At 61.3% G+C, this 12,084-nt stretch carries 11 protein-coding genes; 5 read left to right on the top strand and 6 right to left on the bottom strand.

Annotation, left to right across the window (positions count from 1 at the left end):
• The first annotated feature begins 108 nt into the window (after positions 1-108).
• The 5 genes from lon to cmoB all read left to right on the top strand — a co-directional run bounded on the left by lon (position 109) and on the right by cmoB (position 5,668).
• Complete coding sequence (gene lon / locus IB266_RS13925) at positions 109-2,523, top strand: endopeptidase La (RefSeq protein WP_225613526.1); 2,415 nt, start codon at positions 109-111, stop codon at positions 2,521-2,523.
• A 214-nt stretch (positions 2,524-2,737) separates the two neighbouring features.
• The gene (locus tag IB266_RS13920; protein ID WP_060739063.1) at positions 2,738-3,130 is read left to right on the top strand and encodes a protease inhibitor I42 family protein; all 393 of its coding nucleotides are present in this window, start codon (positions 2,738-2,740) and stop codon (positions 3,128-3,130) included.
• A 2-nt stretch (positions 3,131-3,132) separates the two neighbouring features.
• Positions 3,133-3,768 (top strand): lysoplasmalogenase, encoded by a 636-nt coding sequence (locus IB266_RS13915; RefSeq protein ID WP_192261538.1) that lies wholly within the window; start codon positions 3,133-3,135, stop codon positions 3,766-3,768.
• 203 nt (positions 3,769-3,971) lie between these two features.
• Positions 3,972-4,715: a carboxy-S-adenosyl-L-methionine synthase CmoA gene (cmoA, locus tag IB266_RS13910; protein WP_018611163.1), complete on the top strand. Its 744-nt coding sequence runs from the start codon at positions 3,972-3,974 to the stop codon at positions 4,713-4,715.
• Complete coding sequence (cmoB, locus tag IB266_RS13905) at positions 4,712-5,668, top strand: tRNA 5-methoxyuridine(34)/uridine 5-oxyacetic acid(34) synthase CmoB (RefSeq protein WP_192261537.1); 957 nt, start codon at positions 4,712-4,714, stop codon at positions 5,666-5,668. Before cmoA ends, cmoB begins: the two co-directional genes overlap by 4 nt.
• Before the next feature lie 153 nt (positions 5,669-5,821).
• Here the strand turns inward: cmoB and tadA are convergent, their stop codons facing one another.
• From tadA to IB266_RS13875, 6 genes are all read right to left on the bottom strand, one after another.
• A complete protein-coding gene (gene tadA, locus IB266_RS13900; protein ID WP_060739067.1) occupies positions 5,822-6,319 on the bottom strand; it encodes a tRNA adenosine(34) deaminase TadA in 498 nt (165 codons plus the stop codon).
• Positions 6,319-7,695 (bottom strand): multicopper oxidase family protein, encoded by a 1,377-nt coding sequence (locus IB266_RS13895; protein WP_192261536.1) that lies wholly within the window; start codon positions 7,693-7,695, stop codon positions 6,319-6,321. The genes tadA and IB266_RS13895 overlap by 1 nt, the downstream gene beginning before the upstream one ends.
• Before the next feature lie 124 nt (positions 7,696-7,819).
• The gene (locus IB266_RS13890) at positions 7,820-8,344 is read right to left on the bottom strand and encodes a helix-turn-helix transcriptional regulator (protein ID WP_060739069.1); all 525 of its coding nucleotides are present in this window, start codon (positions 8,342-8,344) and stop codon (positions 7,820-7,822) included.
• Positions 8,345-8,591: 247 nt separating this feature from the next.
• Positions 8,592-8,999: a DUF6632 domain-containing protein gene (locus IB266_RS13885; RefSeq protein WP_192261535.1), complete on the bottom strand. Its 408-nt coding sequence runs from the start codon at positions 8,997-8,999 to the stop codon at positions 8,592-8,594.
• Positions 9,000-9,122: 123 nt separating this feature from the next.
• Positions 9,123-11,102, bottom strand: a complete 1,980-nt coding sequence (locus tag IB266_RS13880; protein ID WP_192261534.1) for a tetratricopeptide repeat protein — start codon at positions 11,100-11,102, stop codon at positions 9,123-9,125.
• Positions 11,103-11,417: 315 nt separating this feature from the next.
• Entirely contained in the window at positions 11,418-11,975 is a 558-nt protein-coding gene (locus IB266_RS13875; RefSeq protein WP_103307918.1) for a hypothetical protein, read from the bottom strand.
• Between the last annotated feature and the right edge of the window lie 109 nt (positions 11,976-12,084).

Genomic DNA, 12,084 nt, shown 5'->3' with positions numbered 1-12,084 from the left:
CGCCAGCCTGAACGGCCACCAATGAAATAACCGTTAACAATCGCCCACCATTGAAACCACCCCCCACCTGCCCCATCTAAGACCCATACCCCATTGCGCAGGTGCCCCATGAGCGACCAGCACTCTACTGAAGCCACTAACGACTACGCTGATTCCGAACACATCGAACACACTTCCTCCGGCACCGGCCTGGCGCTGCCCGGCCAGAACCTGCCGGACAAGGTCTACATCATCCCCATCCACAATCGCCCCTTCTTCCCGGCCCAGGTGTTGCCGGTCATCGTCAACGAAGAACCGTGGGCCGAGACCCTGGAACTGGTGGCCAAGTCCGATCATCACTCCCTGGCGCTGTTCTTCATGGACACGCCCCAGGAAGACCCGCGCCATTTCGATACCTCGAAACTGCCGCTGTACGGCACGCTGGTGAAGGTCCATCACGCCAGCCGGGAAGGCGGCAAGCTGCAATTCGTCGCCCAGGGCCTCACCCGCGTGCGCATCCGCACCTGGCTCAAGCACCATCGCCCACCGTACCTGGTGGAAGTCGAGTACCCGCATCAGCCAAGCGAGCCAACCGACGAGGTCAAGGCCTACGGCATGGCGCTGATCAACGCGATCAAGGAACTGCTGCCGCTCAATCCGCTGTACAGCGAAGAGCTGAAGAACTACCTCAACCGCTTCAGCCCCAACGATCCTTCGCCGCTGACCGACTTCGCCGCCGCGCTCACCTCCGCCACCGGCAATGAGCTGCAGGAAGTGCTCGACTGCGTGCCCATGCTCAAGCGCATGGAAAAAGTGCTGCCGATGCTGCGCAAGGAAGTCGAAGTGGCGCGGTTGCAGAAAGAGATTTCCGCCGAGGTCAACAACAAGATCGGCGAACACCAGCGCCAGTTCTTCCTCAAGGAGCAGCTCAAGGTCATCCAGCAGGAACTGGGGCTGACCAAGGACGACCGCAGCGCCGACATCGAACAATTCGAGCAGCGGCTGGCAGGCAAAGTGCTGTCGGCCCAGGCGCAGAAGCGTATCGAAGAGGAGATGAACAAACTCTCCATCCTGGAAACCGGCTCGCCGGAATACGCCGTCACCCGCAATTACCTGGATTGGGCGACCTCGGTGCCGTGGGGCGTGTATGGCCAGGACAAACTCGACCTCAAGCATGCGCGCAAGGTGCTCGACCAGCACCACGCCGGCCTGGGGGACATCAAGGACCGCATCCTCGAGTTCCTCGCCGTCGGCGCCTACAAAGGTGAGATCAACGGTTCCATCGTGCTGCTGGTGGGCCCGCCGGGCGTGGGCAAGACCAGCGTCGGCAAGTCCATCGCCGAATCCCTGGGCCGGCCGTTCTACCGCTTCAGCGTCGGCGGCATGCGCGATGAAGCCGAGATCAAGGGCCATCGACGCACCTACATCGGTGCCCAGCCGGGCAAGCTGGTGCAGGCGCTCAAGGATGTCGAAGTGATGAACCCGGTGATCATGCTCGACGAAATCGACAAGATGGGCCAGAGCTACCAGGGCGACCCGGCCTCGGCCTTGCTGGAGACCCTCGATCCGGAACAGAACGTCGAATTCCTCGACCACTATCTGGACCTGCGTCTGGATCTGTCGAAAGTGCTCTTCGTGTGCACCGCCAACACCCTGGACTCGATCCCCGGCCCGCTGCTGGACCGGATGGAAGTGATCCGCCTGTCGGGCTACATCACCGAAGAAAAAGTCGCCATCGCCAAGCGCCACCTGTGGCCCAAGCAACTGGCCAAGGCCGGTGTGTCCAAGGGCAGCCTGAGCATCAACGACGGCGCCCTCAAGGCCCTGATCGACGGTTACGCCCGTGAGGCCGGGGTGCGACAGCTGGAGAAACAGCTGGGCAAACTGGTGCGCAAGGCGGTGATGAAGCTGATCGACGACCCAAAAGCGGTGATCAAGCTCGGGCCGAAGGACCTCGAAGCTTCCTTGGGCAAACCGGTGTTCCGCAACGAGCAGGTGTTGTCCGGCATCGGCGTGATTACCGGCCTGGCCTGGACCAGCATGGGCGGCGCGACCTTGCCGATCGAAGCGACGCGCATCCACACCCTCAATCGTGGTTTCAAGCTGACCGGGCAATTGGGTGAGGTGATGAAGGAGTCGGCAGAAATCGCCCACAGCTACGTCAGTTCGCACCTGAAGCAATTCGGCGGCGATCCGAAGTTCTTTGACGAGGCCTTCGTTCACCTGCACGTACCGGAAGGCGCCACACCCAAGGACGGCCCGAGCGCCGGCGTGACCATGGCCAGTGCCTTGCTGTCCCTGGCCCGCAACCAACCGCCGAAAAAAGGCGTGGCCATGACCGGCGAACTGACCCTCACCGGGCACGTCCTGCCGATTGGCGGCGTACGCGAGAAGGTCATCGCCGCGCGCCGACAGAAGATCAACGAACTGATCCTGCCGGAAGCCAACCGGGGCAACTTCGAAGAATTGCCGGACTACCTCAAGGAAGGTGTGACGGTGCACTTTGCCAAGCGGTTTGCGGATGTGGCGAAGGTGTTGTTCTGAGGGTTTTATAGCCGCTGTACCGGCCTCATCGCGAGCAAGCTCGCTCCCACAAGGTTTGGTGTGGATCACAAATGCTGTGAACACCACAAATCCCCTGTGGGAGCGAGCTTGCTCGCGATGGCGTCATCCGCAACAACACATCCCCACCTGACACACCCAGTAGCATCTTCGGTTATGCTCGCCGTTCGTCGTGAATGCCGGAGCCGTTGCCCTTATGTCCCTCACTCGCCTGTTCGTCCCCCTCAGCCTCGCCCTGCTGAGCGCCTGCGCCACGCAAACCAGCAACAACGTGACCGTGGAAAAACTGAGCCAGTGCCCCGTAAGGCTCAATAACGGACAGAACCTGATCCTGAGCCTGCCCAGCAATCCCAGCACCGGTTATCGCTGGGCGATCCAGGATTCGGCCGGTGGCGTGTTGAAAGGCTTGGGGCCGGAGGTTTATCGCAACCCGGAAGACGCCGGCATCGTTGGCGCAGCGGGTGTCTCGACCTGGCGCTTCCAGGCGTTCAACGCCGGCACCGGGCGCTTGCGCCTGACTTATCAACAGCCTTGGGCACCGGAAGTGCCGCCCGTGGAAACCTTTGACTGCGCTATCGCGGTGAACTGACCGTGGGTTGGCTGATCCTCGCACTGATGGGTGCGGCCACCTACCTGTACGGCCTGGCCATGCATGCCACGCTGCTGTGCCTGCTGGTCAAGCCCATGCCGGTGCTGGCCCTGCTCGGCTGGCTGCACGATGCGCCGCCCAGCGAATATCGGCGCTGGATCAGCCTCGGGCTGATTTTCTCGCTGGTGGGCGATGTGTTGCTGGCCTGGCCGGGGGACCTGTTCGTGTTCGGCCTTGGGGCGTTTCTGCTGGCGCACCTGGCCTACCTGAAAGCCTACCTCAGCGACTGCCGCCGACCGGCGCTGCTGCCCTTGGCCCTGGCCTTGGGCATCGGCGCGGTGCTCCTGGCAATCCTGGTGTCGAGCGGTCTCGGGCCGTTGCTGGTGCCGGTGGTGATCTACGGCCTGGTCATCAGCGCCATGCTCTGGCGGGCGTTGGCACGACTGGGCACCGACGTGCCCAAGCGTTCGGCGTGGCTGGCCGCCGCCGGGGCGCTGGCGTTTGTGTTTTCCGACAGCCTCATCGGCATCAACCGGTTCGTGCACCCCTTCCATGCCGCGCCTTACCTGATCATCGTCAGTTATTGGCTGGGCCAATGGGGCATTACAGCGTCGGCGTTCGCCCGAAAGCCACACTGAACAAAGCTCAATAATATGGGAGCAAAGGTTCTGTGGGGCACGGCTCTGTGGGAGCAAGGCTTGCCCGCGATGAACGACAGTTCGGTCTTGCTATAGACCGCGGTGCCTTTATCGCGGGCAAGCCTTGCTCCCACAAAGCTCGCTCCCACTGGTTTTTTGGTTAAAATGCCGGCCTTTTCACCACCCATGCCGCTGGAACCGCCGTGAGCAAAGACCCTGATCGCCTATTCGCCCAACCCCTGGCCCAAGTGCCGGACTTCGCCTTCAACGAGGACGTGGTGCGGGTGTTTCCGGACATGATCAAGCGTTCGGTGCCGGGTTACCCGACCATCGTCGAAAACCTCGGCGTGCTCGCCGCGCAATTCGCCCAGCCGGGCAGCGTGCTCTACGACCTCGGCTCGTCCCTGGGCGCGGTGACCCAGGCCCTGCGCCGCCATGTGCGCACCGACGGTTGCCGGGTGATCGCGGTGGATAACTCGGCGGCCATGGTCGAGCGCTGCCGTGAATACCTCAACGGCCAGGACTCGATGTTCCAGGAGCTGCTGCCGGTGGAAGTGATCGAAGGCGACATCCTCGCCCTGACGTTCCAGCCAGCCTCGGTGGTGGCACTGAATTTCACCCTGCAATTCATCGCGCCGGACCAGCGCACCGCACTGTTGAGCCGCATCCGCCAGTCCCTGCTGCCGGGTGGCGCCCTGATCCTGTCGGAAAAATTGCGTTTCAACGATGCAGAGGAACACGCCCTGCTCACCGACCTGCACGTGGCGTTCAAGCGCGCCAACGGCTACAGCGAGCTGGAGATTGCCCAGAAACGCAGCGCCATCGAAAACGTCATGAAGCCCGACAGCCTCGAAGAGCACCGCGAGCGCCTCTTGGCGGCCGGCTTCTCGAAAGTCGTGCCGTGGTTCCAGTGTCTTAACTTCGCCTCGTTGATTGCCCTGCCATGATCGATTTGTCCCCCCTCGCCCGCCATCTGGCCGGCACGCCCCTGGCCGATTGGGCCGCGACGCTGCAGACGCAACTCGACAGCAAGATGGAAAAGGGCCACGGCGACCTGGAGCGTTGGCAAAGCGCCCTCGATGCGCTGCCGGTTTTGCAACCCACCACCGTCGACCTGCTGAATGGCCTGACCCTCGACACCGATTGTTCCGACGAAACCCGTGGGCAAATGCGTACCGCATTGATGGGCCTGTCACCATGGCGCAAAGGGCCTTTCGACCTGTTCGGCGTGCACGTGGACACCGAATGGCGCTCGGACTGGAAGTGGTCGCGGGTGGCTCCGCACCTGGATCTTGCGGGCAAGCGCATCCTCGATGTGGGCTGCGGCAACGGTTATTACATGTGGCGCATGCTCGGTGCCGGGGCGGACACGGTGATCGGCGTCGACCCCAACTGGCTGTTCTTCTGCCAATTCCAGGCGGTGCAGCGCTACCTGTCGCAGCCCAACGCCTGGCATTTGCCGTTCCCCTTCGAGGCCCTGCCAGCGGAACTGGAAGGCTTCGACACGGTGTTTTCCATGGGCGTGTTCTACCATCGCCGCTCGCCGATCGAACACTTGCTCGCCCTGAAGGATTGCCTGGTCAAGGGCGGCGAACTGGTGCTGGAAACCCTGGTGGTCGAAGGCGACGAACACCAGGTGCTGGTGCCCGAGGACCGCTACGCGCAGATGCGCAACGTGTGGTTCCTGCCGTCGGTCCCGGCCCTGGAACGCTGGCTGCGCCGCGCCGGGTTCAGCGACGTGCGTTGCGTGGACGTGAGCCTGACGACCGTGGAAGAACAGCGCAGCACCGAGTGGATGAAGTATCAGTCATTGAGTGATTTCCTCGACCCCGCCGACCACAGCAAAACCATCGAAGGGCTGCCTGCGCCGATGCGAGCGGTGATTGTGGCGCGTAAATAATTAGCCCAAGCCGTCTGTGTGAGAGCTTCTGTGGGAGTGAACCTGTGGGAGCAAGGCTTGCCCGCGATGACAGCACCGCGGTCTATAGCAAGGCCGCGTTATCGTTCATCGCGGGCAAGCCTTGCTCCCACAACGGTTCGCTCCCACAGGGGATCAGTCTGAAGACTTGGCTCTTCGGGCCTTGAAGAACTCACTCAGCACTGTACTGCACTCCTCGGCCAACACCCCGCCCTCGAACATCACCCGATGGTTCAGGAACCCCTGGCTGAAAAACTGCCCCTGGCTCTGCACGATGCCTGCCTTGGGCTCCAGGGCGCCGTAGACGACCCGGGCGATGCGCGAGTGGACGATGAGGCCGGCGCACATGCTGCACGGCTCCAGCGTCACATACAGGGTGCTGCCGGGCAGGCGATAATTGCTCACCGCCTGGGCAGCGGCGCGGATGGCGACCATTTCCGCGTGGGCGCTGGGATCGTGGCCGCTGATCGGGCAGTTGAAGCCGCGCCCGATGATCTCGCCGTCCTGCACCAGCACCGCGCCCACCGGCACTTCCCCCAAGGCGGCGCCTTGGGCGGCGAGGGCCAAGGCTTCGCGCATGAAGTCCTGGTCACGACTGCGGTCGATGATTCTGGCGGGGCGAATCTGGCGCATCACGCCACCTCGATGGCGGCCATCAGGCCGGTTTCCATGTGGTCGATCACATGGCAGTGGAACATCCACACCCCTGGATTATCCGCCACCAGCGCCACCTGCGCCCGTTCGTTCTTGCCGAGCAAGTAAGTGTCAGTGAAGTACGGCACGACCTTGTGCCGGTTCGACGCGATCACCTTGAAGCTCATGCCGTGCAAATGGATCGGATGCTGGTACTGGGTCATGTTCTTCAATTCGAAAATGTAGCTCTGGCCTTTCTTCAGCGTGGCGATCGGCCGATCGGCGCAAGTCTTGTCGGTGATGTCCCAGGCCTTGCCGTTGATCTGCCACAGGCTTGGCGGCTTGCCGTTGTCGACATTGACCGACACCGAGCCGACCCATTCGAAATTGAAGTTGAGTTTCTCCGCATTGGCCAGGTCCGGCTCGGACACCGGGTTGGCTGGCAGTGCCGGCGGCCACTGGGTCGGTGCGTCACTGTTGGGCACCGAACGCAAGGTGCCCAGGCGCACCGGGCCATTGCGCAACGACAATTCTTCGCCGGCCGGCGGCGCCTTGATCGCCAGGCAAATGCGCATGCCCGGGCCCAGCCAGTATTCCTTGCCCAGCGGGCGCGGTTCGATGGGGTTGCCGTCCAGCGCATAGATCTGCGCTTCAACGCCTGGGATGTTGATACGGTAAGTCAGGGTGTTGTCGAGGTTGAGCAAACGCACCCGGGTGATCTGCCCGGCCGGCAGGTCGATCACCGCCTGCGGCACACCGTTGATGGTCGCCAGCCGCCCGGCCGTGCCACCACGCGCCGCCTCACGGGGAATGCTGAACGCCACGAACTGGCCTTGCTCGTCCACATGCCAGCTCTTGAGGCTCAGGGTCTGCTCATACTTGAAGCCGGTCGGCTCACGTTCCTCGACGATCAGCGGCCCCACCAGCCCACGCCCGAGCTCTTCGCTGCTGTTGACGTGGGGGTGGTACCAGTAACTGCCGGCGTCCGGCACGCGGAATTTGTAGTCGAAATACTCGCCCGGCAGCACCGGCAATTGCGAGACATACGGCACGCCGTCCATCTCCAACGGCAAACGGATCCCGTGCCAGTGGATGGTGGTGGCGACCGGCAGATGGTTGATGAAGCGCACCCGCAACCATTCGCCCTGGCGCACCCGCAGCTCGGTGCCAGGCGCCGAAGGGCCGAACGCCCAGGCCTGGGTCTTGTGCCCGGCCACCAGTTCCACGTCCAGGGGCGCCGCGATCAGTTCATAGTCGTGACCGGCCTCGGCGTCGGCCCGCTTGCCCAGCCAGTACCGCGACGCACCGCCTGCACCCACACCAACGACAACAAGACCGGCCAGGCCACCGAGTATTTGGCGACGGGTAAAGGACATGAACGCAACCACCTATTGAATCCGCGCGAACCGTTGGGCCCGCAAAAGGCGAATACGATACACCCGCAATTGAGAAATATTAAGTGAAGGATTGTCGCGGCGCTCGCTCGAACAATGATGGCCGTCACCCAACCAAAGCTTCCAACTCTTTGGCAGCCAGGCTCGGTAACCGTCGGCCCTCTTTCGCAACGTTGACCTGGGAGGCCACCAGGGCCACGTCCAGCACGCTCTTGGTAAGCGAATAGCTGCCCTTTGCCTGCAGCCAGGTCAGAACGTCCGCCAAGTGCCAGATAGACGCACTTCCCTCGTGCACCGGCGTCGGGAAGCTGCTCGGATGAGCCAGCATCAGCTTGCGCATGTTCTGCCGTGAGACACCTACGATCTCAGCTACGTCGGTCAGGCCCACCAAATCAGGGGCAACCTCGATCAGTTTGGCCGACGGCACCGCGCGGCGGACGTCGCTCAGAGCACTGAACACTGCCTTGACCGCATCGGGAGCCTCGCGAGTGAACTCAAGCGCCAGCCGCCCCGGCTGCCCAATGCCGACCAAGGCATCGTCACAGCCAGCTTCACCCAGCCGCTCGACCAGCTCATCCGCGGCACAGTCATCGTCAGCAAGCTGATATTTCAAGGTAAAGGTATATTCCATCGTTCTATTCCTCAGCATCGTCATCAGCCTCGGGACGACTGCGACAGGTGGCCAAACTCCTCCCTTGGATGATAAGCACTTCTCGGCAAACTCGATGAGGGCAGAATCGTAGCGAAAGGTGACGACACCCAGCGGCTTTAAGCGACAAGTCCCAGGGCATCGCTAAGAAAAATCGGGATGACCACCCAAATGGAAAAACCCTGAAGAGATCATCCACAGGGCTTTCAGGCACGCCGCAACGCAAGGATCAGCCCGCCAATAAACGCGCCTTCTCACCCCGAGGCGTGAAGAACGCCAGCGCCGCCGCGACGACGAACAGCGCGGGCACGTCGCCGAGCAGATGGCCGTAATGGCTCATCCCGTCCATACCGACACCAAAGGACTGCACGGCCATGATCGCGCCGTGCACGACGCTCGACCACACGGTGAACCAGATCAGGCTCAAGTGCCTCATCGGATCACGGGAAGCCCTCAGCAGGAACACGCCCAGGGTGGCGTAGATACCGACAATCATCAGCGGATAGTCGGAATGGCCGCTGTGCCAAGTCCAACCGGACGGCCAAAGGATCATCAGGGGCCAGATCGCGAACACGGCGATCAGCCCCACAACGATTAAAACGATACGTAACGCGGCGAGTCGTTGGGTGTCATTCATGGCAGGCTCCTTATTCCGGCGTGTCTGTCGCCGTAACTGGACGCCCATGAGTATAGGACTCTCCTCGGACATACCCCCTTCAACCCGCACCGTCAGTCGCCCTGACGGTGGTCGAGAGCCCCCTTATTCGCTGATTCGCGCCAGCCAGGCCTTATGTTCAGGCCGTGTATCAGCGGGCAAGTCCCGAATGTAGGCGTGTAACTCTGCCTGCATACCGAACACCCTCCATATCAGCGGAGCCAAGCGCAATACAGGGCTGCGCGCCTGTTCCAACTCACGCAGCAATTGCAGGCTGCGTTCTTTGTATTCGGCGAGTACGTCCGACTGGTAATCGAAGGCTTTGCCCAACCCGGAGATGTACATCAATTTTGCGACTTCAACCGTCGGCCAGTGGAGGGCCATGTTGAGCGGCCAGTCGAGCATGGCGCGCTCACCCCACATCGCGGACTTGGGCATATGCCCGTTCGCCAGCAGCGTCAACGTGAAGGCCTGGCCCAGCTCTGTCAGGTACACCGGCAGGACTTCCGCCGTGGGATGCAAGTAGAACGAATCCAGTGGTGTCTCGCGCCTCAGTCCAATGCCGGCCAGCAAGCGCGTCTCAAGATCGAGTACCAGCGCACCGATGTCTGCTGTCACCGCGCTGCCGCTTTCGGCGGCCTGCTGGGTGCGGGTCGCGCAGTCCCAGAGCTTCAGGGAAATCTGCCATTGGGCTTGATCACCTTCACCCGAACAGCCGATCTCGCCGGTAACGAAGGACTTCATCGTCGGCGGCACGATATCGAAAAGCGCGTGGCCGTCGGCTTCACCCCCCGATAGCACCGGGCCGCCGCCTTCCACGATTTGGATATAGCAAGTGCCTACATGGTCGCTCCAGTAGTGCACGGCTTCAGACAGGTAAAGAGGAATCGCGCGCGCGAAGCGCCCCAGTTCATCCTCCCGTTGCGATTCGGCGCGCTCTGATCCGTCTGTGTTTTTGGATAGCGCGAAGAAGCCGATTTCCGATGCCCCTTCCGGTTTCTGCGCAAAGAACCAGTCGGCGTTGCGCAAACCGTAGTGCCAGATCGGCTGGCTCAATGCCAACGTCGCGAACCTCAGGCTTTCAGGATCAACCGGCACGCCTTGGTCGTCCTGCTTGTGCATTTGCAGGAAGGCTTGGGCAAACTGATCGAGTTGGCTTTTGATCGGTGCAAAACCCAGGGCATACAGGCGGGCGAGCAGCGCCTCGCCTTCGACCGCATTCCCGAGTGCCTGATAGGCGCGCAGCAAGTTGATACCGGCCATGGGGTCGTGTTTGCGTTCATCGTAGACAGGCCCGACCAACTCAACGATCAGTGGGATCTGGCCGTTGTTACCCAAGTCGCCCGAGATCATCATCAGCGCATTGCCGTCGAAGGTACCCGCCGTCAGCACCTGCGCGTAAAACCTGCGTGCCGACTCGACGTCGTTCTGTTCCAGGCAATGACGCGCCAACCACAATGGCGCACGCCAACTGCCAGGTAACGCCGCCACGGAACGTAGCGCCTCGAGATAGCCCGCCTCGCCGGCCCTTTCCCGCTGCATGGCTGCCCACCACAACAGGCCGTTCTCCAGGTTAGGGTCGGCCTGGATCGCGCGCCAAAGCGTTTCATCGGCAAGCACCGGCTCGCCTCGCTCGCTGAAGACCTTGGCCAGGTTGGTCAGCAAGGTACCCGTCGCGCCCACTTTCGCCATCCCCGTGCGCAGCGTGTTTTCGGCGGCATCGAGCTGGCCGTTCTCCATCAGCACAATGCCCTGGATGACATGGCTGCGCTCGGGATTGCTGTCGATCTCGACAAGTTGCGCAGCGGCCGGGATCAAGTCAGCGACAAAGCCATCATTCAACCCCGAGATAATCAGGCTGTAGAGCTCGTCGGCAGAACGCCATTTCTCCTGCAGGTTTGGCAGGAAGACTTGGTCGCGCCACTCGTTGCGGGTGATCTTCATCTCACGACCGTAGCTGTCGTAGACCGTGATAAGTTCATTGTCGGCCGGCTGGGGCGGCGTCGCCTCAGGGTGCGCAGAAGAAACAGGTGCCGAAGTACGGGACTTCTTACCGCCCAGGGCGGACAGGATGCGTTTGAACATAGGGCAATGACACCGTTTCTGAGTTTATCGGCACGGTGTTCTTGGGATGGAAGTTTGCAGTCTTCTTGTGAGCGACCGACAGCTTTGCGCATTCACTTGCAGAGAGCGACAAACGTGGACAAGCCAAGAGCAACGATGGGGGAAGTTGGCATTTAAGCACAACTTCAAACACGACTTTGCGCAGCCGCTGGGCACAGACACCTTGGAAACGCCTATCCCCTGTGGCGAGGGAGCAAGCTTCCTCGCCACACTGATAGGTTGCCGAATGCCTTATTGGAAAGTTCTTATCGTCATGAAAAGACTATCCCTGCATGGTCAGTTTGCGTCGGCATCCTTTTTTGGAACGCCAATGGTTTTGCGTTCACCCGTTGCGGAGATTTCGTACACGTTCATGACCCAAGTGTCGGCGATCACGGTTTCAACCAGGTAATTCTTCTTGGCTTGCGGCGTGAATTGCTGCGCAACAGGCTGTTCCTTGTCGAACGGCGTGGGCATGGGAATACCGTTAAAGGTAAACGGTTTGTCCTTGACCTCCCCTTTCACGTACACCGTTTTGTCCGATTCGACCAGTTGACTGATGTTGTCAGTCCCACCGGCGATTTTCTTCAGATAAGCCGGTATGCGCTTGAAGTAAGCAGAGTCATAAACCCGCTCACCCGCGCTCATGAATCCAGTATTGGCATACCCGTACAGGTAACTGACAGGACGATCACCCTCACCGCCTATGGTACGGAAAGTCACGCTGGCTTGATGGTCATTCATGGCCAGTGGAACGACCGGCCCTGAAGTAAGATCACCCGCCTGACGGCTGCTGCAGCCGGCCATGACAAGGGCGAAAGTGATTGCTAATGGAAATGCCAAAGAAGTTTTCATTCGATCCCTGAACAGTTTAAAAAGGACTGTATAGAAGCATTTGCAGAGTGGAAGTTCCCTGTACGCTGTCGGTGCTGCTGTGGAATTGCCCCGCCTGCCGACGCCACGC

Source organism: Pseudomonas sp. Pdm06 (assembly GCF_014851795.1).
Classification (GTDB): Bacteria; Pseudomonadota; Gammaproteobacteria; order Pseudomonadales; family Pseudomonadaceae; genus Aquipseudomonas; species Aquipseudomonas fluorescens_AA.
Note: the sequence above shows the minus strand (reverse complement) of the source record. Positions and strands in the feature narration are given on the sequence as shown.